At 63.9% G+C, this 25,125-nt stretch carries 22 protein-coding genes; 8 read left to right on the top strand and 14 right to left on the bottom strand.

What is annotated here, in order from left to right; genetic code table 11:
• The first annotated feature begins 44 nt into the window (after positions 1 to 44).
• Positions 45 to 293, top strand: a complete 249-nt coding sequence (locus AC1RKI_RS20510; protein WP_061957295.1) for a hypothetical protein — start codon at positions 45 to 47, stop codon at positions 291 to 293.
• Between the two features lie 63 nt (positions 294 to 356).
• Here AC1RKI_RS20510 and AC1RKI_RS20505 read toward each other — a convergent pair whose 3' ends face one another.
• Positions 357 to 542 (bottom strand): hypothetical protein, encoded by a 186-nt coding sequence (locus tag AC1RKI_RS20505; protein WP_227461330.1) that lies wholly within the window; start codon positions 540 to 542, stop codon positions 357 to 359.
• A gap of 311 nt (positions 543 to 853) precedes the next feature.
• On the opposite strand from AC1RKI_RS20505, the gene AC1RKI_RS20500 reads away from it, so the two are divergent.
• Positions 854 to 1,036 (top strand): hypothetical protein, encoded by a 183-nt coding sequence (locus tag AC1RKI_RS20500; protein WP_223506063.1) that lies wholly within the window; start codon positions 854 to 856, stop codon positions 1,034 to 1,036.
• Between the two features lie 40 nt (positions 1,037 to 1,076).
• Here the strand turns inward: AC1RKI_RS20500 and ligD are convergent, their stop codons facing one another.
• Complete coding sequence (gene ligD / locus AC1RKI_RS20495) at positions 1,077 to 3,764, bottom strand: DNA ligase D (RefSeq protein ID WP_492796894.1); 2,688 nt, start codon at positions 3,762 to 3,764, stop codon at positions 1,077 to 1,079.
• A 284-nt stretch (positions 3,765 to 4,048) separates the two neighbouring features.
• On the opposite strand from ligD, the gene AC1RKI_RS20490 reads away from it, so the two are divergent.
• Positions 4,049 to 5,071, top strand: coding sequence for an SDR family oxidoreductase (locus tag AC1RKI_RS20490; protein WP_492796896.1), 1,023 nt, complete (start codon positions 4,049 to 4,051; stop codon positions 5,069 to 5,071).
• A gap of 87 nt (positions 5,072 to 5,158) precedes the next feature.
• Here AC1RKI_RS20490 and AC1RKI_RS20485 read toward each other — a convergent pair whose 3' ends face one another.
• Both AC1RKI_RS20485 and AC1RKI_RS20480 read right to left on the bottom strand, forming a co-directional pair.
• Positions 5,159 to 5,290: an MFS transporter small subunit gene (locus AC1RKI_RS20485; RefSeq protein ID WP_061957300.1), complete on the bottom strand. Its 132-nt coding sequence runs from the start codon at positions 5,288 to 5,290 to the stop codon at positions 5,159 to 5,161.
• An 18-nt stretch (positions 5,291 to 5,308) separates the two neighbouring features.
• Positions 5,309 to 6,736 (bottom strand): L-lactate MFS transporter, encoded by a 1,428-nt coding sequence (locus AC1RKI_RS20480; RefSeq protein WP_490713776.1) that lies wholly within the window; start codon positions 6,734 to 6,736, stop codon positions 5,309 to 5,311.
• Positions 6,737 to 7,692: 956 nt separating this feature from the next.
• Between AC1RKI_RS20480 and AC1RKI_RS20475 the strand changes: the two genes are divergently transcribed.
• The gene (locus tag AC1RKI_RS20475) at positions 7,693 to 9,678 is read left to right on the top strand and encodes a PhoX family protein (RefSeq protein WP_227461326.1); all 1,986 of its coding nucleotides are present in this window, start codon (positions 7,693 to 7,695) and stop codon (positions 9,676 to 9,678) included.
• Between the two features lie 66 nt (positions 9,679 to 9,744).
• Here AC1RKI_RS20475 and AC1RKI_RS20470 read toward each other — a convergent pair whose 3' ends face one another.
• The 10 genes from AC1RKI_RS20470 to AC1RKI_RS20425 form a co-directional block, all read right to left on the bottom strand.
• Positions 9,745 to 10,905: a BamA/TamA family outer membrane protein gene (locus AC1RKI_RS20470; RefSeq protein ID WP_492796899.1), complete on the bottom strand. Its 1,161-nt coding sequence runs from the start codon at positions 10,903 to 10,905 to the stop codon at positions 9,745 to 9,747.
• A 4-nt stretch (positions 10,906 to 10,909) separates the two neighbouring features.
• Positions 10,910 to 11,929: a hypothetical protein gene (locus AC1RKI_RS20465; protein ID WP_233474010.1), complete on the bottom strand. Its 1,020-nt coding sequence runs from the start codon at positions 11,927 to 11,929 to the stop codon at positions 10,910 to 10,912.
• 344 nt (positions 11,930 to 12,273) lie between these two features.
• On the bottom strand, positions 12,274 to 12,513 hold the full coding sequence (locus AC1RKI_RS20460) for a hypothetical protein (RefSeq protein ID WP_227461323.1): 240 nt from the start codon (positions 12,511 to 12,513) through the stop codon (positions 12,274 to 12,276).
• A 138-nt stretch (positions 12,514 to 12,651) separates the two neighbouring features.
• Positions 12,652 to 12,801, bottom strand: coding sequence for a hypothetical protein (locus AC1RKI_RS20455; protein WP_157779520.1), 150 nt, complete (start codon positions 12,799 to 12,801; stop codon positions 12,652 to 12,654).
• Between the two features lie 11 nt (positions 12,802 to 12,812).
• Positions 12,813 to 13,235 (bottom strand): hypothetical protein, encoded by a 423-nt coding sequence (locus AC1RKI_RS20450; protein ID WP_227461322.1) that lies wholly within the window; start codon positions 13,233 to 13,235, stop codon positions 12,813 to 12,815.
• A gap of 152 nt (positions 13,236 to 13,387) precedes the next feature.
• Positions 13,388 to 14,062 (bottom strand): GntR family transcriptional regulator, encoded by a 675-nt coding sequence (locus AC1RKI_RS20445; RefSeq protein WP_150979964.1) that lies wholly within the window; start codon positions 14,060 to 14,062, stop codon positions 13,388 to 13,390.
• Between the two features lie 150 nt (positions 14,063 to 14,212).
• The gene (locus AC1RKI_RS20440; RefSeq protein ID WP_244788792.1) at positions 14,213 to 15,214 is read right to left on the bottom strand and encodes a TRAP transporter substrate-binding protein; all 1,002 of its coding nucleotides are present in this window, start codon (positions 15,212 to 15,214) and stop codon (positions 14,213 to 14,215) included.
• An 83-nt stretch (positions 15,215 to 15,297) separates the two neighbouring features.
• Positions 15,298 to 16,563: a TRAP transporter large permease gene (locus AC1RKI_RS20435; protein ID WP_061957310.1), complete on the bottom strand. Its 1,266-nt coding sequence runs from the start codon at positions 16,561 to 16,563 to the stop codon at positions 15,298 to 15,300.
• A 1-nt stretch (position 16,564) separates the two neighbouring features.
• Positions 16,565 to 17,209, bottom strand: coding sequence for a TRAP transporter small permease (locus tag AC1RKI_RS20430; protein ID WP_244788795.1), 645 nt, complete (start codon positions 17,207 to 17,209; stop codon positions 16,565 to 16,567).
• A gap of 127 nt (positions 17,210 to 17,336) precedes the next feature.
• A complete protein-coding gene (locus AC1RKI_RS20425; RefSeq protein WP_222156669.1) occupies positions 17,337 to 18,251 on the bottom strand; it encodes a dihydrodipicolinate synthase family protein in 915 nt (304 codons plus the stop codon).
• A 525-nt stretch (positions 18,252 to 18,776) separates the two neighbouring features.
• Between AC1RKI_RS20425 and AC1RKI_RS20420 the strand changes: the two genes are divergently transcribed.
• From AC1RKI_RS20420 to AC1RKI_RS20405, 4 genes are all read left to right on the top strand, one after another.
• Positions 18,777 to 19,193 (top strand): hypothetical protein, encoded by a 417-nt coding sequence (locus tag AC1RKI_RS20420; RefSeq protein ID WP_061957312.1) that lies wholly within the window; start codon positions 18,777 to 18,779, stop codon positions 19,191 to 19,193.
• A gap of 190 nt (positions 19,194 to 19,383) precedes the next feature.
• The gene (locus tag AC1RKI_RS20415) at positions 19,384 to 20,775 is read left to right on the top strand and encodes a TolC family protein (protein ID WP_492796904.1); all 1,392 of its coding nucleotides are present in this window, start codon (positions 19,384 to 19,386) and stop codon (positions 20,773 to 20,775) included.
• A 2-nt stretch (positions 20,776 to 20,777) separates the two neighbouring features.
• Entirely contained in the window at positions 20,778 to 21,935 is a 1,158-nt protein-coding gene (locus tag AC1RKI_RS20410) for an efflux RND transporter periplasmic adaptor subunit (protein WP_150979968.1), read from the top strand.
• 6 nt (positions 21,936 to 21,941) lie between these two features.
• A complete protein-coding gene (locus AC1RKI_RS20405) occupies positions 21,942 to 25,058 on the top strand; it encodes an efflux RND transporter permease subunit (RefSeq protein WP_061957314.1) in 3,117 nt (1,038 codons plus the stop codon).
• The last annotated feature ends 67 nt before the right edge of the window (positions 25,059 to 25,125 follow it).

Here is a 25,125-nt window from a genome sequence, read left to right as displayed (position 1 = left end):
GCAGCGAACCGGCTGTGTTGGCGAAAAATACGAGGAGACGAGCAATGGACAGGCAGACCAAGCATAAGGCTGAACTGCGCGCGATGATCCGGGCGGAGCAGGACAAGCTCGATGTGTGCAAGGGTACGTGCTTCGGGGATATCTGCTGGACCGCACCCGATGCGCAAGGTTGCAACTGGCGCGTATCGAAAATGGAAGGCGAGAACGGCAATGCCTGTCTGGATGCGCTGCGGCCCGTGCTCGAGACGTTGCGGCAGCAATTCAATATCCCGGATGAAGAAGCGCGCGGCTAGCCGCGGCAGCGCATATTGCCAGCCGATTTCGGACCGATGGCGCTTTGTTCCAGCGTCGGCAGGTCACTCGCCAGCATTGGCGAGCATCCGGATAGCGATCGCGCACACCATGACCAATAGCGAGCTTGAGTAGCTCAACGTGCTGAGCCAGGCCAGCCCGGCGCTTACCGTTTCGCGTTTTTTCTGCTGCCATTCGACCCAAAGCGAAATGACGAACAGCAACAGACTAAAACCGAGAGAAATGGCCAAGCGTGTCTCCTCGAGTGTGCCGCACGACAAGTATGCGAAGGGCGCGAGAAGGCGACAACGCGGTGGCGCTGAACGCTTTTCCTGAACCGGTTGCTCACTCTACGCTCGTTGCCCTGGCAGTCACGAGTTTTTATTTCCTTGTGCGAGGGTCGTCCGTTGCCCTCGCAATATCGCGGCGCATTCGTTGCCTGCGGGTGCGATGATGGCGCCCGCGCGCCGGATTCGGCAAATAAAACCGCTACGCACGCGCAGATCGGCGTAGAGTCGGATCACGCAAAGCAATATGAGGAAGCACAATGATAGAGAGTGTCATGTATAAGGGTTGCCATGTGCGATTCGATGTAGGCGAGCGCACGTTTGGCAATTGGCATTGGTTCTACACCATCGACGATCGGTCAACCTTCGGCAGCTACGGCCGCGGCTTTCCCACGCGGGAACTGGCCGCCATCGAGGCCATGGACGAAGCGCGGCTGCGCATCGATCGCACCCACTAGCCCCGCGAAGTTCTTGGCAGCACGCGTGCTTCGGCGCGCGTCAAACGTCGTCGAGCAGTTTGCGCGCGGCGGTCAGCGTTTGCCGGACCTTGTCGTGCCCCTCCCAGGGATCGTTTCTCGATAGCTCATCGAGTCGTTCGTCGACGTTGGCGATGGTCCATTGCGCCGATGCGCGCAACTCCGGCAGCTCATCCCAATGCACGGGAATCGATACGCCGAGCCCCGGTCGTGCCCGCACCGAAAATGCCGCCGCCGTGGTCGCGCCGATGCCGTTGCGCAGATAGTCGATAAAGATCTTGCCCACGCGATTGCGCGGCCCGCTCTTGGACACGAAGCGTTCGGGAATGGTCTTGGCCATATGCACGACCACATCCTGCGCAAACGCGCGCACGTCATCCCATCCCGCGCGCGCGGACAACGGCACGACGACGTGCAACCCCTTGCCTCCGCTGGTCTTCAGGAAACTTTGCAGCCCCAGTGCGTCCAGCAACGTCTTGAGCAAGCCGGCCGCTTCCTGAATCGTCGCCCAGTCGACGCCTTCGCCAGGGTCGATATCAAAGACGATTTGATCGGGTTTGTCGATGTTGCGCGCCTTGGCATTCCACGTGTGAAATTCCACGACGTTCAATTGTGCCGCTTCGACGATGGCCGACGCGCGCGTGATCTCCAATAGCGACGGATGTCCCGGCCATAGAGCAGGGTCCAGCGCGTTGACGCCATTGACGTGCAGCGTATCGCCGTGCCGCTGAAAGAACTGCTCGCCGCCGATGCCTGACGGCGCGCGCACCAGTGCCAGCGGCCGTCCTTTCAGATATGGCAGCATCAGCGCCGCCGCGCGCGCGTAGTAGCCAACGAGATCGCCCTTGGTCAGGCCGGTGGATGTGTCGATAACGCGGTCCGCGTGACTCACGACGATCTTGCCCACCGCCATTCTGGGGGGCTTGCTGCGCGTTGCGGATGTCTTCACGACGGTTTTCCCTGACGTTGCGGAGGTCGATGAGCGGTGCGATGTTTGGTCGGCGGCCGCCGCGCCCTTGCCGCGCGATGGCGCTTTCGAGGGGACTTCCAGCGTGATGGCCGCCGCCGGCTTGTCGGTGCGCAGGGCGTGAAATACCGAATGGCGCACGCGACCCTCGCGCGTCCACGCGCCGAATGACACTTCCGCCACCAGTTTCGGCTTGACCCAGTTGCCGCGGATGCCGCGCGGCAGCGGGTCGAATGGGGCCTCGTCGGCGCGAATCGCGTCGAGCTGTTTGCGCAGCGCGCCAAGCATGTCGGTGTCGAAGCCTGTACCGACATTGCCGACGTAGCGTAGTTTGCCTTGTGCATCGTGCAGGCCCAGCAGCAACGATCCCAGGCCACTTCGGCTGCCTTTGGGGTCAGTGAAGCCGCCGATGACAAACTCCTGGCGATTTTGGCACTTGAGCTTGATCCACGTATTCGCACGCGTGCTGACATATGGCGCATCGATACGTTTGGCGATGATGCCTTCCAGCTTCATGCGGCAGGCGGCATCGAGCATGTCTGCCGGGTTGCCTTCAAAGTTGTCGCTGAAACGCACGCGGCTGGCATCATGGTCGGCCAGCAGCCCGCGCAGCAGCGCGCGACGCTCTGCCAGCGCCACTGCGCGCAAATCGTGGCCGGCGAAATAGGGCAGGTCGAATGCGTAGAACTGGATCGCATCCACGTGCGAGGTTTCGAACGCGTTCTGCAGCGCCTGGAAATCCGTGATGCCATGCGCATCGACCACAACGATTTCGCCATCGAGCCAACCATCGGGCCATCCGAGGCTGGCAATCTCGGCGGCGAGGCCGCGCATTTTGGCAGTCCAGTCGTTGCCCTGGCGCGTGAACAGCCGTACATCGTCCCCGTCGATGCGGGCCAGGATGCGGTAGCCGTCGAACTTTATCTCGTATTGCCATTGCGCGGGATTGGCGGGCGGCGCGTCGACCAGCGTGGCAAGTTGCGGTGACAGCGCCAACGGCAGCGCGGCCTTTTTTGCGCCCGCAGGCAAGTCCGACAGTGCCGTACCCGTTTTCGTTTTCGTTTTTCCCGATTTTGCGGCAGCGCCCTTGCTGGCAGTTTTTTTTCCGGCGGCCTTCTTGCCAGCCGCGGTTTTCGCTTTTGCCGTACCAGTCAGCACGCTGTCCGGCATTGCGTCGACCACATCGAATTCGGACGCGGGCCGCGCGTACTCGTCGCGTTCCTTGATCAGCAGCCAGGCGTTGTCGTCGCGCTGTTTCTTGCCTCCCATGCGAACCAGGGTCCAGTGGCCTTGCAGTTTCTCGCCGCGCAGTTCGAATTTCAGCTTGCCGTCGCGATAGCCGGCCTCGGGATCTTCGTCGGGCACCCACACGCCACGATCCCAGACGATAACGGTGCCGGCGCCATAGTGGCCGGCCGGAATTACGCCTTCGAAATCGGCGTAGTCGAGCGGATGATCTTCGACATGCACGGCCATGCGCTTGACGGATGGGTCGAAGCTCGGTCCCTTGGGCACGGCCCAGCTTTTGAGCGTGCCATCGAGTTCCAGGCGGAAGTCGTAATGCAGGCGGCGCGCGGCGTGCTTCTGGATGACGAACGCATGCGCCGATGGGGCGGCTGACCGCTTGCCGCGCGCGGCCGAGCGGCTGCTGCCGCTGGGCTCCGGCGTGGCCGAGAAATTGCGTTTGCGCTGGTATTTTTCCAGCGTAGGCGGGGCGGCGTCGGATGCGGTGGTCTTGGCCATGGGGATCGGTGCGTATCTGGCGGGGACGCATAAATTGGTTGGTTTCAGCTTATGCAGCGCACGCCGCCTGCGAAAGCAGTCCGCGTCCTACATGCGCGCGCGTCGCGTCTTTACCCGTCTTTACCCGCTTTGTAAAACCTGTCCCTGCTTGCTGCGCCGCACACAGGCCAGCGCGCATGAAGAATCGGCAGTTGGGCCGTGGGAACAGGATTTGCGTTGCATTAGCCGGTTAGGGACTGACGTTCCCGCTGTCTGATCCGCTTACCTCAACCATGAGAGGCAACATGAAGACCCTGAAGAAGATCGGCTCGCAGGTGATCGTGCTGACCGGCGCCACGAGCGGCGTGGGGCTGATAACGGCGCGCAGGGCAGCGTCATTGGGCGCCAAGCTCGTGCTGGTGGCGCGCGGCGAAGATGCACTGGGCAAGCTGGCCGAAGAGTTGCGCGAGCATGGCACGGAAGTCATTAGCGTCGCTGCGGACGTGGGCCGGCACGAGGATGTCGCCCGTGTGGCCCAGGCGGCGCTGGAGCGCTTTGGCGGTTTCGACACGTGGATCAACAACGCCGGCGTGACGATATTTGGACGGTACGAGGACGTGCCGCTGGAAGACCAGCGGCGCCTGTTCGACACCAACTATTGGGGCGTGGTGCACGGATCGCTGGCGGCGGCCGTGCATCTGCGGCAGAACGGCGGGGCAATTATCAATATGGGCAGCGAGGCATGCGATGGACCGCTTCCGTTGCAGGGCGCCTATGCGGCGTCGCAGCATGCGATCAAGGGCTTTACGGACTCGCTGCGGCTGGAACTGGAGCAGGAACAGGCGCCGATATCCGTCACGCTGATCAAGCCGGCGGGACTGGATACGCCGATGGTGACGCACGCCAAGAACTTCCTGCATGTGATGCCCAAACTGCCACCGCCGCTGTACGACCCGTCACTGGCGGCGGATGCCATCCTTTTCGCCGCCGAAAATCCACGGCGCGACTTGTTCGTCGGAGCGTCTGCAAAGGCGTTCTCGGCCGCGGCCTATCATGCGCCCCATGCGTTCGATCGACTGATGCGCCGCTTCATGGGCCGCGCGCAGCAGACCCGGACACCCGCCGGACCGCGTGAGGACAACGCGCTGCATGTGGCCGGCAACAGCATGATGGAACGCGGCGAGCCGGCCGGCCGGCGTCGCGCGTTGCGGTCTTGTCCATACACGACGTCATCGCGACATCCGATGCTGACCACGGCGCTGGTGGTTGGGGCGACGGCGGCGATGGCAGCCATGCTGCAGATGCGCAATCGGCGCGAGGAGGGCTGATGCGCCTGCGCGATGAAAAATAAAAATAGCCGCAATCGCTTGCGGCCATTCGTGTATCCGATCGGGATCGGCGAGAGACAAAAACGCTTACTGGAACAGCTTGAGCGCCTGCGTGATCGTATTGGACACACCCCACACCAGCGGCACCAATACATAGAGCCAGAAGATGGCCAGCAGGCCCTTGTTGGTCGGATGCGCGTTCAGGTTCTGTTTTTCCATATGTAGATCTCCGTGCCGTCAGTGGGCAGCGCCCGTGCTGGCGCCGAGCCTGGCCACATCGGCGTCGGTCATGTGATGCTTTTCGTTGACGCGCGACACCAGCAGGTTGCAGAGGAAGCCGACAACCAGCAGCGCCGCCATGATGTGCAGCGTCATGGTGTAGGCCGCCGCGCCGGTCACGCCATGCGCCACCTGGTATTCGCGGATGTAGTTCACCAGCACCGGACCGGCGATGCCGGCCGCCGCCCACGCCGTCAGCAGGCGGCCGTGGATACCGCCGACGAAGGCGGTGCCGAACATGTCGGCCAGATACGCGGGAATGGTGGCAAAGCCGCCGCCGTACATCGACATGATGATGCAGTAGGCCAGCACGAACAGCGCAATGTTGCCGGATGCGCCCAGTTGCGGCACCAGCCAGTACAGCACGGCGCCCAGCGCGAAGAACACGAAGTAGGTGTTCTTGCGGCCGATCCAGTCCGAAGACGATGCCCAGAAGAAGCGGCCGCCCATATTGAACAGCGACAGCAGCCCCACGAATCCGGCGGCGGCCGCGGCGGAAACACTACCCTTGAAGCTCTCCTGGATCATCAGCGATGCCTGGCCGAGCACGCCGATGCCGGCCGTCACGTTGAGGAACAGCACCAGCCACAGCAGATAGAACTGGGGCGTCTTCAGCGCTTCGTCGATATGCACGTGGTTACGGGTGATCATCTTGTTCTCGACCACCGGCGGGGTCCAGCCCTCCGGCTTCCAGCCGGGCGGCGGCACGCGGATCGCCAGCGAGCCGATCGTCATCGAGATGAAATAGCCGACGCCCATCACCAGGAAGGTCTGGGTTACCCCTACCGACGTGGCGCTCTTGAAATGGTTCATCAGCGCTACCGACAGTGGGGCGGCAATCATCGCCCCGCCGCCAAAGCCCATGATGGCCATGCCGGTTGCCATGCCGCGACGGTCCGGGAACCAGCGGATCAGCGTGGATACTGGCGACACGTAGCCGAGGCCGAGCCCAATTCCGCCCAGCACGCCGTAGCCCAGGTAGAGCAGCGCGATCTGGTGCGTGTAGACGCCCAGCGCGGAAATCAGGAAACCGCTGCCGAAGCAGCAGGCCGCCGTAAACATGGTCTTGCGCGGGCCGACGCGCTCGAGCCATTTGCCCGCGAATGCCGCGGAAATGCCAAGAAAGAAAATTGCCAAAGAAAAGATCCAGCCCAGGGTGGTCAATTTCCAGTCGTCGGGCGCGGATTCGGTAATGCCGATCACCTTGGACAGCGGAGCGTTAAATACCGAGAACGCATAGGCCTGGCCGATGCAAAGGTGAACGGCCAGGGCGGCGGGGGGCACCATCCAGCGGGAAAAACCCGGCTTGGCGTAGGTCGCTTCCTTGGAAAAGAACGGCGCTTGCCCATAAGACGGGTTAACGCCGTCATTCATCACACTGCTCATTGAATGTTCTCCAGTCGTGGATCCTGGGTAATCTTTCCACCTGGCCTGGCGCGCCCGGCAGCGCTGGCCGCCGCCGGTTGACCCCGTCACACCGTGGTTGGAATTACCCAAAGAAGGGTCGCTGATCCGGGCTTTCAGAGATGTTTTGCCCCGGATGCCGCGACGATTGCTACGGGTTGCTACAAAACAGGGCGGAATTGGGCGCGGAACCCGATGGGTTCGGCAAGGGAGGCGGCGCGGGGCGCGCGGCGCCCGCGAGAATGACATCGAGGAAATGGCTCATCGTGTTTCCGATCGGGGCGAGCGATATATGGTTGGGACGCATATATCGCCGGGAAATTATTATGCGCAGAACCTTAGCCGGGCCGATTGAACCCTTCAATAGGCTAAAGATGACATATTCCCGAAAAACGTGAATTGGCCGGTTTGATGAGGATAATTTGGGATCGCACGGGGCGAGCCGTAGGGTTTTTGCCACATTCGCGCCCAGGGCTGGGCGCGCGCACTTGCGTCATTGAGTTTCGGCAAAATGGCTAGTCTTCACACATCGAGGCGGTCGATCGCCCGTCTCATTGTTCGCACATGCGGTCACAAAAACGTCATTGAAGCGCTTTAGGATGCGTTCCGTGGCGGGTCTTCCTCGGCCATGAAAGGACAAGCCGGCCGAACCAGAAATGGGGTGCAACGGGCGACATTGTGGGTGTCGCGCGCGCCGGCGAATTGATACGCTGCGGCCGGATCCCGGCTGCGGCGTTTTTTTTGGTGGGTGCGCGCGGCGGACGTCTTGCAAATGGGGATCAAGTACACACGATGTCGCTTGTCTTCAACTTGTTGTCACAAACGGTTCATACGATTCGCCCTGGCCTGATCGCTGTGCGGTCGTCCTCACACCGCGAACGGATAGGGTCTTTCGCTTGATCCGTTCCATGACAACTAGATGACGGGAAGAAATCGAAATGTACGAAAAACCTGACGCTTCGCGCCGCAAGGCACTGAAATTCCTGGCTGGCGCACCGATGCTGCCACTCGGTCTGGCCTCGACTTCACTGCTGGCAGCTTGTGGCGGTGGCGATGACGCGCCGGCCGGCAACGGATCCACGCCGGTCACCACGCCTGGCGCGACGCCGACCTTTGCATCGGCCGAATTCACGGGAATGCCGGCGCCCTCGCTGAGCAATCCGGCCGCCATGGCCACCACGACTGTCGGTTCGAGCCTCAAGGTGACGCTCAGCGACGGCAGCAGCCAGACCTACAAGCTGGCCTACCAGCCGTTCTTCATGACCGGCGACCTGGTGCCGGACGGCAAGGGCGGCCAGATCCTGGCCGGCGGCTATTTCGACATCAACAACAACCCGATCATCGACCCGTCGGTGAGCGGCAATCGCCAGTTCTTCTCCGATTCGCCGGATGGCACCTCGCTGTTGAAGATCGACGGCGCAAAGGTGGCGGGCGTGAAGGGCAACACGGTTTTCGCCGTGGTGCAGTTCGAATACACCACGTGGGACCAGGCCAAGGTCAAGGACATGTACGGCCGCCTGCCGTCGCCCATCGCGATCCTGACGCTGGACCAGGACCCCGCCACCGGCAAGCTCTCGCTGGTGAAGTACCACAACGTCGATACGTCGGGCGCCAACGGTCTGTGGATCACCTGCGGCGCGAGCCTGTCGCCGTGGAACACCCACCTGTCGAGCGAAGAGTACGAGCCCGATGCGTTCACGGCGGCCACCAACGCCCAGTGCATCGAATACGCGCGGAATCTGTACGGCACCTCGTCGATCCCGTTCAATCCCTATCTGTATGGCCACTTGCCCGAAGTGACGGTGAACCCCGACGGCACCGGCTCGATCAAGAAGCATTACTGCCTGGGCCGCATCTCGCACGAACTGGTGCAGGTGATGCCGGACAACCGTACCGTGCTGATGGGCGACGACGCCACCAACAGCGGCCTGTTCGTGTTCGTGGCCGACAAGGAAAAGGACCTGTCGGCCGGTACGCTGTACGTGGCCAAGGTCGGTTCGGGTTTCTCGGTCGATCCGGCCGCGCCCGGCGCCGACCTGACCTGGATCCGCCTGGGTCACGCCAGCAGCGCGCAGGTGGAAGCCTGGGCCAAGTCGCACACGATTGCCGACATCATGGACGTGTCGACCACCGATCCGGCCGACGCGACCTACACCAAGATCATGCTTAGCGGCGTCGCGCAGTGGATCCGCGTCAAGGCCGGCAAGGAACTGGTTGCGGCGTTCCTGGAGACCCACCGCTACGCCGCGTTGATGGGCGGCAGCATGGGCTTCACCAAGATGGAAGGCACCACGGTCAACATCAAGGACAAGATCGCCTACTCCGCGCTGCAGAATATCGTCGATTCGATGGTGACGAACAACACCGCGCGCGGCTGGTATGCGCAGAGCAATATCGGCGTGCCGGCGGCCATCAACTCGGGCGGCGTGCTGCAGCACAAGCTGGCCGGCGGTCAGAAGGACACCAGCGGCGCGGCGATCAACAGCGAATGGATGCCGGTGCACACCCAGGGGCTGCTCCTTGGCAAGGACATCGCCGCCGACGCGCTGGGCAACACGTCCGATCCGGAAATCATCGGCAATCCGGACAACCTCAAGTTCTCGGAAAAGCTGCGCACGCTGTTCATCGGCGAAGACAGCAGCCGTCACACCAACAACTTCCTGTGGGCGTACAACGTCGACACGAAGAAGCTGTCGCGACTGATGTCGGTGCCGGCTGGCGGGGAGTCGACGGGCCTGCACGCCGTGGACGAGATCAATGGCTGGACATACATCATGAGCAATTTCCAGCACCCCGGCGACGGTATCAAGGCGCAGGTCAAGGCCGTGGTGGAGCCGCTGGTGTTTGCCAACTACAAGAACGGTCTCGGCGCTTCGGTGGGCTACCTGACCGCCGACCTTACCAGCGTCAAGCTGGGCAAGTAATCGCCGCGCTGTAGCGCAGGGCGTCGCGGGTGACAGGCCCGCGACGCCTTTTTTATCGCCGTAGAGTCAGAACGCCTCGTTGATCTGAAAGTAGACGCCTTTGGTGTTGCTGCCAACGCCGACGTCGAACCGCACATTAACGCGCGGCTTGAATTCGAAGCGATATCCCACGCCCGCGTTCGGCAGCCAATGCGCCGACGTCAAGGCGCCCGGATTGCCGGCGATCGCGCCCGTTCCCAACCAGAACACCATGCCCTGGCGACCCGCGATATGCCAGCGGTATTCCACCTGCGCGGTCAGCATCGCCTTGTCGCGATACTGTCCCATGAAATAGCCGCGCATGTGTCGCCCGTCGCCCAGCTTGGACATCATGCTCCACGGCACATCGCCCCAATTGAATTTGCCATAGATGTCGAACGCCAGTACGTCGCGTTCGCGCATGCGGAAATACGTGTCGTAGGTAATGTCGAGCGATTCGAAATCGGTGTCGCTGCCGATTGCGCGCCGGTAAACGGTGCCATTGAGCAGCAGCGCCTGCCCCTTGTAGGGATTGGGCAGGAAGTCGCGCGTGTCGTAGGAAAAATGCGCCGTCAGGCCGCTGCTGAGAACCCGCGTGCCATGCGGATCGGTGGCCAGCGCGCTGCTGCTGCCGCGGTCCAGTTGCGCCGCATTGTCGTACTCGAAATCGTAGCCGCCGCCGATGTAGACATTGGGCCGTACGCGCACCATCACGCGTGGCTGCACTACCACGCCGCGCCGCGTGTAGCCTTCCTTGTTGGCGTTGTCGATGGCCTTGTCGTAGCCAATGCCCCAGTAGGACGTCGGCATGTTCACCAGCCCGCCAGAGAAGACAAAACGGTAGCTGTCGTCGGCAAAGAACGTGTTGTTGTCGACGCCGATGCCCACGGCACCCGTGGTGGTCAGAAATCCGTGGATGGTCACCGTCGACAGCTGCGTGTCCTTTTCCGCGTTGCCGGGTTTGTAGAGACCGATGGCGGCAGCGCCGACGCCGAGGCCCATCTCGGGGTTATAGAACGGGCCCGGCAGCACGCCCCAATCGATGCCGTGGCTCAGATCCACTTCCTTGGACGCGCCAAGCTTGTTCAGGACTCTGTCGATCCAGCTCGTGTGTTCGGCTGCTGCGGTCTGCGGCGATTGCGCGGTCTGCTCCGCTGCGGACGCCGCACAGACCGACAGCGAGAGCCAGGCGACGATGGTGGTGCGCATGTCGTCAGAATCGGAAGAATCCGGTGGCGATGATATTGCTGCGGTTATAGCCGTAGCCGATCTCCAGCAACAGCCCCAGGCTGCGGTTGATGGCCCAGCTGGCCCCGAACGATCCGCTCCAGTTGCCGGCCACGCTTTCGCCGATCTGGTAGTTCAGGCGCGCGGTCTGGCCGCCTGAATCGGGCACGGGGACATCGAAGTGCCCGGTGATGGTAGCGCGCGTACGAAAATAGGTGGCGCCGATGTAGGGCGTGAGCAATCCCAGGCCGTGACCCAGCCGGAAATTCCATCCCACGCGCGGACCGATGTTGATCGACTTGACCGGCGTCTCGGACATGGAAATGTCCGAGACGGTGTATGTCACCGGCAGCGAGAAGAACAATTGCTTGTAGGTGCCCACCAGCGTGAAGCCGCCGCCATAGGTGTGGCCGCTATAGTTGGCGTGCTGCGTCGGCAGCTTGATCGGCTTGCTGCAATTCGGGCCGGGCCGGCGACCGCCGCAGCCGATATTGATGCCGAAGAATCGTTCGAGATCGGTCAGCGACGAGAAGTTGATATCGATGGAGCCGCTGCCCTGGACGTTGCCGAAGATGCCATAAACGTTCATGAATGGAAACAGCCACGCGCCAACCTGCACCTGATTCGACACGTTGTGGATGCGCGACTGTTGGAACTGCACGAAATCCGCCGCGCGCAGCGGATTGGCGCCCGCCGAAATCTGCAGGTGATCGAGCTGATATCGCTGATTGCCGTTGAAATAGGAATAGCCGATATCGTACGGATTGGGCAGGCTGTAGCCCTTGTCGATCACGCGCTGCGCGAAGAATGGCAGCGCGCGATCCCATTGCGCGGGCTCCGCCGGTGCTGGATCGGGCGTGCCGACCGGCCCGACGATGCCGCGATACGGGCCTGACTGCGTGTCAGGTGTGGCAACCGCCGCTGCAGCGCCGCCGCCATTGCCGGCGGTCCAGGCATGCGCGCAGGGCGGCAGTGCCAGGGCGACGGCCAGACCCAGGCCGGCCAACGGTCTTCGAATGCAAAGGCGGCGCAAGCTGCCGCCGGATGCGCCGCTTGCGGACATTGCGCACTGACCCCTGGCTTCGATTCGGATCCGGCATCTTCCCTGATTGAGGACCTTGGACGAAGTGAATGTTTTCGTCTCTGCCCTTAGGATTTCTGATGTCGGCGATTCTGGCGCCGCCGGATCGGAGGCGTCCGACTTAGCGGCACCGCAGGCGGAACGAAGTCGGGGCCAAAGCCAGAGCCAAAGCCAAAGCCAAAGCCAAAGCCAAAGCAGGATCGGTCAGGCATGCGTTGCGGTCCGGCCGCAAGGCGCAAAGCCGTCGCATGTCCGCGGTTGCGAGTACTTCAGCTGGTATGAATCGGCGCCAGCGCGGCGCGCGGGGCGCTGGCCGCCTTGGCCGCGTCGTTGGCCGCACCGCCCGCGGGGGCGCCGTTTGTGGCGCCGCACTCGACGGATTTGGCGTGCTGGCGTTGATGGGCATTGTCGCGCGCGCGCTCGATGACGGCAAAGTCAGGGCCGGCAACGGCGGACAGCGAGGCAAGCAGGGAGGCTGCGCCACACAGGGCGAGCAAGGCGGACTTCATCGAAGACTCCGGTGGGTGGGGGAAACCTTTGACCGCGATGATCCGCCTTTTCTGCTATAGCGTCCAAGACCGGTTTGCTATGTCTTGCATAGGCTTGACCAATGGTTGATGTTTGCGCGATGCCTGCGCCGGGGCCGCTCAGAAGATGCGGTCCCGGTGCACATAGAGCGCGGCCACGATGACGACGATGCAGTACGCCACGCCGACGCATGCCAGGGCGCAAAGCGTGGAGATGTAGCGGTCGGGCGTGCTGCAGCGATAGCGAAACCACTTGACGAGTGAGTGCATGAATCCTCCTGTCAGATCGAGAGGTTGAGGTGAATGATCGTGAAGACGAATGCCGACACGGCGACCAGCACCATCGAGGTTGCAAGTACCCGGAAATGGCTGAGCCAGGTCACGCCGGCGGGACGCTTGCGCGGTGTCGTGAAGACGATCCCGCATGACGAGAACAGGCTGGCCAGCACCAGGACGACGATCAGTGCTGCGCCCATGTACTGGTGGCCCGGCGCGTCCGCCAGAAACGCGGCGGTGCTGCCTGTCAGTTCGTAAAGCCCCGATACGCAGAAGCCCATCGAAGGCCAGCACAGTTGCCCGTCCTTGAAGGCGTTCACTAAGGCGAGGCGGGAGGCGGGGAGGGAAAGCGGGAAGGCTCGCATGCACAGCAGCGAGAGAAGCGGCGCCAGCACCGGCAGAGCGATGGTGACAAGAAACCAGCCCACTTTTTTCCTCCTTTCTTTCGAGTCGATGGCTTCGAGTCTAAGGAGTGTTTTGAGCGCTGGCGAGTAAACTTATGTTGCCGAATCGAGGACATGCCATGCAACGCAATGCGGCGGCCTGCATTGCGTCAATCCCGCATCAATCGCAACATCAATCACGCATCAATTACGCGGCGCGCAAAGCGTTCAAGATAGTCCATCAGCGCCTGCGCGCCATCGGCGGCTTGGGTTTCGTTGCCGCTGGCGATGGCTTCGGCCATGGCGTGATGGGCTTGCGCGCCTTCGGCTATTTCACCTTCGTGCTGATAGGCATACCAGAAGCGCCGGCACTGCACGATCAACGGAACCACTGCCTTGACGGCGGAACGGTTGCGGCAGGCGGCGTGGTTGACATGGTCGAGCGCCTGGTCGGCCTCCATGTATTCGTCGAGATTGCCGCGCTGCGCGGCCTTCACCATCTTCTGCGCGCACGCAAGCAGCGCCTTGCGCTGGGCGTCGGTGGCACGCCGCGCGGCAGTGGTGGCGATCAGGCGTTCCAGTACACGCCGCGTGGCGATCACGTCCAGGTGATCCATGACGTCGATGGTGGACACCATGAGCCCGCGTCGCGGTTGCTGGACGATCAGGCCGATCGACACCATGCGCATCAGCGCTTCGCGCACGGGCGTGCGGCCAAGCCCGGTCAATTCCGCAAGCTCGGCCTCGACCACGGGACTTCCTGGTGCGATCTCCAGCTTGGAGATCATCGTCTCGATCTTGTCGTAGGCCACATCGGCGGCGCGCCGCTTGCCCTGGCCGGGCGTGCTCTGGGTCTTGGTCTGGGTTGTCATCTCGAAGGTGTAGGCAGCAACGCCCGGCGCCGCGGCAACGGGCCGGGGGCGTGCGCCCGCAGTGCGAATGCCGTCCGATCCGGCACCCGGGCGACGGTGCCGGACATTATGCCGCAGCGGCGGGGTGCCGCATGGCCGGACGGCTGGGCCTCAGACCGCGGCGCCGATCCTGCGCAGCTCCGGAATCGCCGGCGCCTTGGCCACCCACATCTCGTCGAACTTGCGGATCACGGGCTGCGGGTCGTAGCCGGACATGCTCTTGAAATGCACGGACGACTGCTTGAGCTTGTCGATCAGGCCGGCTTCGGTGGTTACGATGTCGTTGATCTGCGCCACCAGCGCCTGATTGACCTGCGCGCGGATCAGTTCCTTGTCCTTGGCGTCCAGGCCAGCCCAGATGCGTCCCGACACCAGCGGCGCGAATGGCATGAACAGCGCGTTCATTGGCAGCAGCGACTTGGCGATTTTGTCGTAGCGCTGGTTCCAGGACAGTTCGATATCGGCCTCGAGTCCATCGACCTGGCCATTGGTCATGGCGTCGAACACGGCCGGCGTGGGGATCGGTGTCGGCGCCGCGCCCAGCATCGAATAGAAATCGCGATAGACGGGCGTCGGGTTGATCCGCAGCTTCATGCCCTTGAGATCGTCCGGCGAGTTGATGTCGCGCGTGGCAAATACCACGCGCATGCCGGTGATGCCCCAGCCCAGGCCGATGGTGCCGGTCTCGCGCGGCAACGCATCGAGCAGCTTCAGCGCGGTAGGCATGCGCACCAGCTTTGCTACGCTGGCGGTGGATCGCACCAGGTACGGCGCGTTGATGGCCGCCACGCTGGACACGCGCGAGCCCAGTTCCGCGGCCTGGATCCATCCCATGTCGAGCGCGCCGGATTGCAGTTGCTGCATCATTGCGGATTCGTTGCCGAGCTGGCCGGAATGGAACACCGTCACGCTCAGGCGGCCATCGGTTTCCTTCTTCAGCGATTCGCCGAACGCCACCGCCGCACGGTTCCACGAATGGCCCGCCGGGGTAATCAAGCCCAGGCGAAATTCCTTGGTCGTGGCCGCATGGGTGCGCGAGGTGATGACCAGCGGCGCGGCAATGCCGGCCAGTGCGGTGGACTTGATGAAATGGCGGCGGGTAATCAGTGACATGGCGCTTCTCTCCTGGCTTTCGGGGTGAACGACGTTGGGAACAATCGGGATGACGGGTCGGCGGAACGGATCGGCGTGCGCGCTCAATTCAGCAGTCCGATGGACAGGCTGGGAAATAGCGAAAGCAGCACCAGTGCCACGCAACTGATCACAAAGAACGGCAGTGTGACCATGAACATCTTTCCGGGCTTGGCGCCCGTGACGGCCGAGGCGACGAAGAAGCTCAGGCCGACGGGCGGCGACATCAGGCCCAGCACGAGATTGATCACGATGACCACGCCAAAATGGCGCGGATCGATGTGATAGACCTCGGTGGCCACCGGCAGCAGGATCGGCACCGTCATGATCAGTCCCGGAATGCCGTCGATCACGGTGCCGATGATCAGCAGGATCACGTTGGCCAGCAGCAGGAAGGCTATCGGGCTGTGCGCCACGGTCTGGATCCAGGCGGCCACCATCTGCGGGATCTTTCCGTAGATCAGCAGCCACGAAAACACCGCGGCGGCAGCCACCAGAAACAGCACGATGGCCGAGTAGATCGCCGAGCGCAGCAGAATGGCCGGCAGCGTGCGCAGATCGAATTCGCGCGTGACGTAGCGGCCCACCAGCGCCGCGGCCAGCGCGCCAACCGCCGCCGCCTCGGTGGGATTGGCAAGCCCGGCCAGGATCGAGCCGACGATGACGATCGGGATCAGCAGCGTGGGGCTTGCCTGCAGCACGGTAGCCACGCGCTCGCGCAACGACCTGCGCGCGCTGCGCGGATAGTTGTAGAACAGCCCCATGACGGCGATGATGACGAAGAACAGCAGCGTCAGCAGCACGCCGGGCAGGATGCCTGCGATCAGCATGTCGCCCACCGCCACCTGCGCCAGCACGCTGTAGACCACGAACATCACCGACGGGGGAATGATCGGCCCCAACATGCCGCCGTACACGGTAAGCCCCGCGGCAAAGGTCTTGTCGTAACCCTGCTTTTCCATCTCGGGCACCATCACCTGCGACATGATGGCCACTTGCGCGGTGGCCGATCCGATGATCGACGACACCAGCATGTTGGCAAGGATGTTGACGTACGCGAGTCCGCCCTTGATCGATCCGACGAACGCCATCGACAGATCGACCAGCCGCCGCGTGATGCCGCCGCTGTTCATGATCTCGCCGATCAGGATGAACAGCGGGATGGCGATCAGGCCGTAGCTGTCCACGCCGGCAAACATCTGCGAGGGAAACGACTGCAGCAATACGGTGTCGCCGGTGCTGAAGATGAACGCCAGGCCGGACAGGCACAGGCAGATGCCGATCGGCACGCCCACCAGCATCACGGCGCAGAAGAAGAACGTGGTCACCATGTCAGTTCACCGTCTCGGAGTTGCCTACCTGGAATTCGGCGAACGTGCGCCGCGGCGCCAGGTTCAGGTCTTCCAGCAGATTGGCCAGCGCATGCAGGCTCAGGCTCAGCGAGAACAGCGGGATGATCAGCTGCAGCGCCCACATCGGCCATTCGAGCGTTTGCGTGCGCTCGGTGTACAGGAAGTTGAAGGTCTCGGCCGCGTATTCCCTGGCGTCGAAGTGGTAGCGTGCGATGCCCACCGGATCCATCCAGAGCCAGCACATTGCGATCATCGCGAGGCCGAACACCAGCACGCCGGCGGTGGCCACCACCTTCGCCGCCCGCGACGCACGCGCGCCCAGCTGTTCGGTCAGCAGGCCGACGGCAAAGTCCAGGCGCAGCCGGGTCATGATCGATGCGCCGACAAAAGTCAGCCAGACCACCGAATACACCGACGCCTCGTCCACCCAGTACAGTGGCAGGCCGGCATAGCGCGTGACCACGTTCAGCAGGATCAGCAACACCAGCAGCGTCATCAGGCCGCCAAGCAGATGCCGCTCGACGGCCAGCACGGCGTCCGAAAGGCGGAGCACCCAGCGTACCGGCCGCGCAACGCGCGGGCTGCCGTAGGCATTGGCCACGGCGGGGGAGGAAAGGTCGGACATTGCTGAAGGACTCCTGTTCGGGGATTTCGGTCGGACCCGGGGCGCGAGCAAGTTGGATGCCACGCGCGCGATGCGCGCGCATGCGGGCGGCGCGATGGGCCTTGCGCGCGCCGCCCGTGCGCGCGGCTCAGGCAATCGACTGGTATTGCGCCGGACGCGTGGCCAGCGCCTGGCGCACGACCTTTTCGACGAAGGCGCGTTCGTCGCCCACCAGCGGCAGGCGTGGGCGGCGCATGTGTTCGGTGCCCACGCCGACGATGGCGTCGATCAGCTTCAGGTTCTGCACCAGCTTGTTCGACACGTCGAGATGCAGCATCGGCGTCATCCACTGGTAGAGCTTGAGCGCCTCGGCAAACTGTCCGGCCTTCATCAGGTCGAACAGCGCCACGGTCTCGCGCGGGAACGCGCAGCCGACGCCGGCGAGCAGACCATCGCAACCGAGCGCGAGCCCTTCGTAGGCCAGATCGTCGACGCCCATGAAGATCTGGTAGCGATCGCCCACGGTATTGCGCAGGTCGGTGACGCGGCGGATATCGCCGGTGCTTTCCTTGATGGCCGCGAGCCATTCGCAGTCCGCCAGCTCGGCCATATGCTCGGGCTTGAGATCGACGCGGTACGCGACGGGATTGTTGTAGACCATCACCGGCTTCTGGGCGGCATTGGCCATGGCGCGCACGTTCTGCATCGCCTCGCGTGCGTCGGCGACGTAGATCACCGATGGCATCACCATGAAGCCGGCCACGCCCAGCTTGTTGGCGCCGTCGATATAGCGCAGCGCGTCGCGCGTGCTCGTTTCCGAAACATTGGCCAGCACGGGGATGCGGCCGTCGGCGGCTTCCAGCGCGATGCGGGCCACGTCGAGTTTCTCGTCCAGCGACAGCGTGCTCGCCTCGCCCAGCGACCCGCATGTCACCAGACCGTGGATGCCGTTGCGGATCTGAAAGTCGATGTGCTTTATGGTGCCCTCGGCGTCGATGCGCTCGTCGGCGTGGAATTTGGTGGTGACTGCCGGAAAGATGCCAGTCCAGCGGGGATTGCGCATGAAAACTCCTCGAGTGAATGGGGGCGACCGGCATACAAGCCGTTTCGCCCCCGCATGGTAAATATCCTGTAAATATATTTAGGATATCTTTGTGGGGAGATCCAGCAAGATCGATGCCAGTGGAAACCCGGATAGGCTCGGCGACCTGCGATATGGCTTGGCGCAACGGTTTCGGCGGGTAGAGGCGGGCGCGCAGCCGGCTCCGCGACCCCGGTGGCGCGGGCTTCTGCAATGGTGCGACGCGCCGAAGCTGGGCATGCCGTGCACCGTCGGTGTGTGCCGCCGGGCGCTTCGGTGCCTTGGAAATGCGAATCCACGGACGGTGCCGCCACGCCAGCATCGAAGCGATGCAGTGGGATATCTGCAGGGCTCGCGGCCGGTGTTCGATTTCCCGGGAAGGAACTAGTCGTACTTTCCCGAGTCAATGTTGCGTTCGGTTACAATGCTGTCCTGCAGCAAATCCCCGGTCTTAACACCCGCGGGAAGACCGCTCGATCTCCACCCAAGTGCTGCCATCCCCGCCCCATGCGTTTTGTTCTCTTTCTGCTGACTGCCCTGTGCCTGTCCGCGCTGTCCTTCCAGGCAGCGGCGAACGCGCGCGCGGCTGCGCCGAAAGTGCCGGTGGTGGCGCCCGCTGCGGAGCCTGACTACGCCATGTTGGCCGCCGGGGACGACCTCGCGGAACTGGTGCTGCGCGGCGATCCCGAAGACGGTCCGGACGACCAGATCGACGACGGACCCCCGCCGGGCTACTGCAATATCTGGTCGGCCGATCTGCTCGACCCGCTCGACCTGTTCGACGCGGTGGACGAAAGCAGCGCCCTGATCGTCGTGCCGCAGCTGCAACTGGCTGAATCGCGCGACAGCGCCGTCCATGTGCCCAAGGCACGCACGCTGTTCGAATCCGAAGGCGTGTTCAGACCGCCCAATCTCCTCGCCTGACACCTCCTGGCCGCGACCGGGCTGATCGGCCCTGCCTGCGCGCCTTCCTTGTCCTTGCGCCCCTGATATCCGCTGCGACACGCCTTGTGCCGCGGCGGCCCCATTCGCTGCCGCACCGGCCTCTCGCCGGGCGCATCCAATGGTGGCGGGCGTGCGCTGGGGACAGCCGTACCGCTCGATTTTTTCTGACATGAAGACCAACCATACGTTGACTTGGGTCGCGTCGCTGTCGCTCGTGACAGCGCCGGCCTGGGCCGCGCAGCCCGTGCCGCCCGGCGCATCCGTGCCCGCCGTGCAGGCCGGTGCTTCGGCGCCGCCTGCCATGCAATACGCCGCCAAAGCCATGCCACGGGTCACCAAGCCCGCGGCCGAGACATTCGACTTGCCCCAGTTGCTGGAGCTTGCGCAATCGACCAACAAGGGCGCACAGGCCGCGCAGGCCAATGTGGACGCCGCCAGCGCCGCCATCAACAGTGCGCGCGCCTATCCGAACCCGCAGGTGGAGGTGATGTATGGGCGCCTGTCCGGCAAGCAACCGGGCGTGGCCAGCGGCAATGCGCCGTCGTACGCTTTCGTACAGAAGTTCGACTATCCGAACCAGCGCCAACTGCGCGCGGAGATGGCGGGCCGCGGACTCGATGCCTCCGAGGCGCTGCGGAAGAGTTTCCGCGCTGAACTGGCCGCGCGCGTGAAGACCGCGTACTTCCAGGTGTTGCGCCGTGAAACCGAACTGGCCGCCGCGCGCGATGATCTGCAACTGACGCGCCAGATTCAGGGCCGCGCCAAGGTGCGTGTGGACGTGGGCGAAGCGCCGCGCTACGAACTGATCAAGGCCGAAACTGAACTACTGGCCGCGCAGAAAACGCTGCAGACCGCCGAACTGCGCGTCGAACAGGCCAAGGCCGCGCTGCGCCAGCAGGTTGGCGGCGCCATGCCCGCGAGCTTTGCGCTGGGCGGCAGCCTGGCGGGCACACCAGACGTGCCGACGCTGGCCGTGTTGCGCGATGCGATGCAGGCCAACAATGCCGAACTGAACCAGCGCCGCAGCGAACTGGAACGCGCGCGGCTCGGAGTCGATTACCAGCGCTCGCTGCGTTGGCCGGAAGTGTCGCTGCGCGCCAGCACCGATCGCCAGCCCGACAACAATGTCTCGCAGATCGGCCTGATCATGACGATCCCGCTGTGGGACCGTCGCAGCGGCCCCGTAGGCGAGGCCACGGCGCAGGCCACTCAGGCGCGCACCGCGCTGGAAGCGCGCGAGTTCGAACTGTCGCAGGAGCTCGAAAGCGCCTATCAGCAATACGAGATCACGCAGGCGCAGGTCACCGCGCTGGAATCGGGCATCGTGCGCGAGGCCGAATCGGCGCTGGGCGTGGCCGAAGCCGCCTACCGTTTTGGCGAGCGCGGCATTCTCGACTATCTCGACGCCCAGCGCGTGCTGCGCAACGCGCGCAGCGAACTGATCAACGCGCAGTACGAACTGCAGATCGCCGCGATCCAGATTGAAAAGCTCATGTCGGCCACGCCGGGCGCCCATGCCGCCGCTGCGCCGTCCATGTCCGTCACACCGAATACGAACTGAACATGCGTCCCTCCCATTCCCTGCTTTCCATTGCAGCGGCTGTCGTGCTGGCGATGTCGCTGGCCGGCTGCTCCAAAGATCCCGAACCGGCCGCCGAGACCCCGAAGCTGCCGCCGGGCATCGTCAAGCCCGCCGACAACCTGCAGAAGACGCTGAAGGTGGCGCCGGTTGCCACGTCCGCGTTCAGCGAGATGCTGCGCGTGTCGGGCCGTATCGATTTCGATGAACAGCGCGTGTCGCGCATCGGCGCGAGCGTGACCGGCCGGGTCACGGACCTCTACGCAATCCTCGGCCAGGAAGTCAAGGCCGGTCAGGTGCTGGCGCGCCTGCACAGCAGCGAACTGGGCGCCGCCCAGATGGCGTTCCTGAAGGCCGAGGCGCAGAACGATCTGCAAGCGCGCAATGCCGAGCGCGCGCGCCAGTTGTTTGCCGCCGACGTGATCGGCCGCGCCGAGCTGCAGCGCCGCCAGAGCGAATACGCGATCGCTGCCGCGGAAATGCGCGCCTATCGCGATCAACTGCGCGTGCTGGGCATGTCGACCGCGGCCGTTTCCGCACTGGCAAAGAACGGCAGCATCGATTCGTATTCGCCGGTGTTTTCCAGCATCAGCGGCACTGTGGTGGAGCGCAACGTCGCGCAGGGCCAGGTGGTGCAGCCGGCCGATGCGCTTTATACCGTCGCCGATCTGTCGCGCGTGTGGGTGGTGGCCGAAGTGCCCGAGCAGCAGGCCGCACAGGTGGCCGAAGGGCAGAGCGTCGATATCGAGGTGCCGTCGCTGGCCAACGCCAATGGCCGCATCACGGGCCGGCTGATTTACGTGGGACGCACCGTCAATCCGCAGTCGCGCACCGTGCTGGTCCGCACCGAACTCGAGAACAAGGAAGGGCGTCTGAAGCCGGCCATGCTGGCCACCATGCTGATTGCGGGCAAGCCCGTCGATACGCTGGTGGTGCCGGGCGCGGCCGTGGTGCGCGACGGCAACGACGAGCAGGTCTACGTTGAAACCGCGCCGGGCCAGTATCGGCTGACCCGCGTGAAGCTCGGTTCCGAAAGCGACGGCATGCGCGTGGTGCTGGGCGGTATCAAGGCGGGCGACCGTGTCGTGGTGGAGGGCGCCTTCCATCTCGACAACGAGCGCAAGCGCCTGGAACAGGGGTAAGCGGCCATGATGACATCGCTTGTGGAAGCCGCCATCAAACAGCGGCTGGTGGTATGCGTGATCGCCGTGGTGCTGTTCCTGTTCGGCCTGCGCGCCGCCGGCAAGCTGTCGGTGGATGCGTTTCCGGATGTGACCAACGTACAGGTGCAGATCGCCACCGAGGCGACCGGACGCTCGCCCGAGGAAGTGGAGCGCTTTGTCACGGTGCCGATCGAAATGTCGATGACGGGCCTGCCCGGACTCGAGGAGATGCGCTCGCTGAACAAGGCCGGCCTGTCGCTGATCACGCTGGTGTTCACCGACAAGACCGACGTGTATTTCGCGCGGCAGCTGGTGATGGAGCGGCTGATCGAGGTAGCCGGACGCATGCCCGAGGGCGTCACGCCCGTGCTGGGTCCGGTATCGACCGGCCTGGGCGAGGTCTACCAGTACACGCTGGACCGCGCGGACGACGGCGATCGCGACCTCACGCAGGAGGAACTGGCAGAGCGGCGCATCGCGCAGGACTGGGTGGTGCGCCCGCTGCTGCGATCGATCCCCGGAGTGGCCGAGATCAACTCGCAGGGCGGTTACGTGCGGCAGTACCAGGCGCTGGTCAATCCCGACCGCATGCGTCACTACGAGGTCAGTCTCCAGCAGGTGTACCAGGCGCTGGCGCGCAACAACGCCAACTCCGGCGGCGGCGTGCTGCCGCACTACGCGGAGCAGTACCTGATCCGCGGCGTGGGCCTGGCCAAGGGCGTGGACGATATCGGCAGCATCGTGCTCAAGGAGGTCAACGGTACGCCGGTGTACCTGCGCGATGTGGCGCAGGTCACGATCGGCCACGAGGTGCGCCAGGGCGCGGTGGTCAAGAATGGCAAGACCGAAGCCGTCGGCGGCATCGTCATGATGATGCGCGGCGGCAACGCCAAGGAAGTGGTGAGCCGGGTCAAGGCGCGCGTGGCGGAAATCAACGAGCGCGGCATGCTGCCGGACAAGCTGCAGATCGTGCCGTACTACGACCGCAGCGAACTGGTGGACGCGGCGCTCTGGACCGTCACCAAGGTGCTGCTCGAAGGCGTGGTGCTGGTGGTGATCGTGCTGTTCCTGTTCCTCGGCGATGTGCGCTCGTCGGTGATCGTGCTGGCCACGCTGGTGCTGACGCCGCTGCTGACGTTCATGGTGATGAACCGGGTAGGGCTGTCGGCCAACCTGATGTCGCTGGGCGGGCTTGCCATCGCCATCGGGTTGATGGTGGACGGGTCGGTGGTAGTAGTGGAGAACGCGTTCGAGCGGCTGGGCCACGCCGGCAAATCGGGGCTGACCAAGACGCAGGTGCTGGTCAAGGCCGTGCAGGAAGTGGCCACGCCGGTGATCGTCGGCGTCGGCATCATCATCCTGGTGTTCCTGCCGCTGATGACGCTGCAGGGCATGGAAGGCAAGATGTTTGCGCCGCTGGCCTTCACGATCTCGATTGCGCTGGCGATCTCGCTGTTCCTGTCGCTGACGCTCTCGCCAGTCCTGTCCTCGTACCTGCTCAAGGGCGGCGCGGAGCACGACACGCGGGTGATTGCGTTCATGAAACGCCATTACCTGCGCATGCTGCACTGGGCGCTGGCCAACAGCAAGAAGACGGTGTTTTCCGCCGTGGGCCTGTTCGTCGCCACGGTGGCGATCGTGCCGCTGCTGGGCACCTCGTTCATTCCGGAGATGAAGGAAGGCTCGATCGTTCCGGCGATCGACCGCGTGCCGAACATCTCGCTGGAAGAGTCGATCAAGCTCGAAAGGCAGGCCAACAAGCTGGTGCTCGAAGTGCCGGGCGTGAAGTCGGTGGTGTCCGGCGTGGGGCGCGGCGAAAGCCCGGCGGACCCGCAGGGCCAGAACGAGTCGACGCCGATCGCCAGCCTGAAGGATCGCGACGAGTGGCCCGACGGCTGGACCCAGGACGACATCGCCAACGCCATCCGCGAAAAGCTCAAGGCCATCCCCGGCGTGCAGATCGTGATGGCGCAGCCGATCTCGGATCGCGTCGATGAAATGGTCAGCGGCGTGCGTTCGGATATCGCCGTGAAGATCTTTGGCGACGATCTCGACAAGCTGCGCGGCCTGGCTGGCGACATCGCGCGCGTGGCGGGCGGCATCCAGGGCGCGCAGGACGTGCGTATCGAGCGGATTTCCGGGCAGCAGTACCTGTCGATCGAGATCGACCGCCAGGCGATTGCGCGTTACGGGCTCAACGTATCGGACATCCACGACATCATCGAGATCGCCATCGGCGGCAAGCGCGCCACCGACATCTTCGAAGGCGAGCGCCGCTTTGCCGCGGCCGTGCGTCTGCCCGAGGCATTCCGCGACAACGTGCAGGCCATCCGCCAGTTGCTGGTGCAGGCGCCCGATGGCGTGCAGGTGCCGCTGCAGAGCGTGGCGAAAATCGAGGTCACCGACGGCCCCGCGCAGATCAGCCGCGAAATGGGCAAGCGCCGCGTGGTGGTGATGATCAACGTGAAGGATCGCGACCTGGGCGGCTTTGTGGCCGAACTGCAGAGCGCCACCGAAGCGAAGGTCAAGCTGCCGGAAGGCTACTACTTCGAGTGGGGCGGCCAGTTCCAGAACATGGAACGCGCCATGGGCCACCTGAAGATCATCGTGCCGATCACGATCGCCGCGATCTTCTTCCTGCTGTTCCTGCTGTTCAACTCGCTGCGCTTCGCCACGCTGATCATCACGGTGCTGCCGTTCGCATCGATCGGCGGCATCATCGGTCTGTTCATCACCGGCGAATACCTGTCGGTGCCGGCGTCGGTGGGCTTTATCGCGCTGTGGGGCATGGCGGTGCTTAACGGCGTGGTGCTGGTGTCGTATATCCGGACGCTGCGCGAGTCGGGCATGTCGCTGCGCAATGCGGTGGTACGCGGGGCGACCCAGCGTTTCCGTCCGGTGATGATGACGGCCACCATCGCCATGCTTGGCCTGGTGCCGTTCCTGTTCTCGACGGGCCCGGGTTCAGAGGTGCAGCGGCCGTTGGCCGTGGTGGTGATCGGCGGGCTGATCACGTCGACGCTGCTCACGCTGGTGATGGTGCCGACGCTCTATCGCTGGTTCGACGACCACAAGCCTGAGCCGCGCGACCTGTCCGTGTAGGAACCTCGCCCGCAGTACAATGGCGACCGGCCGGCATGCAGCGCGCGTGCCGGCCTTTTTTGTTTGG

Source organism: Cupriavidus sp. GW822-FHT06G04 (assembly GCF_058799075.1).
The sequence above is the reverse complement of the archived record's forward strand: the minus strand, read 5'-3'. Positions and strand labels throughout refer to the sequence as shown.

Excerpts from the sequence above, each read along its gene's own strand:
- AC1RKI_RS20415 (WP_492796904.1), top strand. The coding sequence starts at position 19,384 with ATGAAGACCAACCATACGTTGACTTGGGTCGCGTCGCTGTCGCTCGTG.
- AC1RKI_RS20440 (WP_244788792.1), bottom strand. The coding sequence starts at position 15,214 with ATGTCACTGATTACCCGCCGCCATTTCATCAAGTCCACCGCACTGGCC.
- ligD (WP_492796894.1), bottom strand. The coding sequence starts at position 3,764 with ATGGCCAAGACCACCGCATCCGACGCCGCCCCGCCTACGCTGGAAAAA.
- AC1RKI_RS20510 (WP_061957295.1), top strand. The coding sequence starts at position 45 with ATGGACAGGCAGACCAAGCATAAGGCTGAACTGCGCGCGATGATCCGG.
- AC1RKI_RS20455 (WP_157779520.1), bottom strand. The coding sequence starts at position 12,801 with ATGCACTCACTCGTCAAGTGGTTTCGCTATCGCTGCAGCACGCCCGAC.
- AC1RKI_RS20460 (WP_227461323.1), bottom strand. The coding sequence starts at position 12,513 with ATGAAGTCCGCCTTGCTCGCCCTGTGTGGCGCAGCCTCCCTGCTTGCC.
- AC1RKI_RS20435 (WP_061957310.1), bottom strand. The coding sequence starts at position 16,563 with ATGGTGACCACGTTCTTCTTCTGCGCCGTGATGCTGGTGGGCGTGCCG.
- AC1RKI_RS20490 (WP_492796896.1), top strand. The coding sequence starts at position 4,049 with ATGAAGACCCTGAAGAAGATCGGCTCGCAGGTGATCGTGCTGACCGGC.
- AC1RKI_RS20500 (WP_223506063.1), top strand. The coding sequence starts at position 854 with ATGTATAAGGGTTGCCATGTGCGATTCGATGTAGGCGAGCGCACGTTT.
- AC1RKI_RS20420 (WP_061957312.1), top strand. The coding sequence starts at position 18,777 with ATGCGTTTTGTTCTCTTTCTGCTGACTGCCCTGTGCCTGTCCGCGCTG.
- AC1RKI_RS20475 (WP_227461326.1), top strand. The coding sequence starts at position 7,693 with ATGTACGAAAAACCTGACGCTTCGCGCCGCAAGGCACTGAAATTCCTG.
- AC1RKI_RS20410 (WP_150979968.1), top strand. The coding sequence starts at position 20,778 with ATGCGTCCCTCCCATTCCCTGCTTTCCATTGCAGCGGCTGTCGTGCTG.
- AC1RKI_RS20425 (WP_222156669.1), bottom strand. The coding sequence starts at position 18,251 with ATGCGCAATCCCCGCTGGACTGGCATCTTTCCGGCAGTCACCACCAAA.
- AC1RKI_RS20485 (WP_061957300.1), bottom strand. The coding sequence starts at position 5,290 with ATGGAAAAACAGAACCTGAACGCGCATCCGACCAACAAGGGCCTGCTG.
- AC1RKI_RS20445 (WP_150979964.1), bottom strand. The coding sequence starts at position 14,062 with ATGACAACCCAGACCAAGACCCAGAGCACGCCCGGCCAGGGCAAGCGG.
- AC1RKI_RS20470 (WP_492796899.1), bottom strand. The coding sequence starts at position 10,905 with ATGCGCACCACCATCGTCGCCTGGCTCTCGCTGTCGGTCTGTGCGGCG.
- AC1RKI_RS20480 (WP_490713776.1), bottom strand. The coding sequence starts at position 6,736 with ATGAGCAGTGTGATGAATGACGGCGTTAACCCGTCTTATGGGCAAGCG.
- AC1RKI_RS20430 (WP_244788795.1), bottom strand. The coding sequence starts at position 17,209 with ATGTCCGACCTTTCCTCCCCCGCCGTGGCCAATGCCTACGGCAGCCCG.
- AC1RKI_RS20405 (WP_061957314.1), top strand. The coding sequence starts at position 21,942 with ATGATGACATCGCTTGTGGAAGCCGCCATCAAACAGCGGCTGGTGGTA.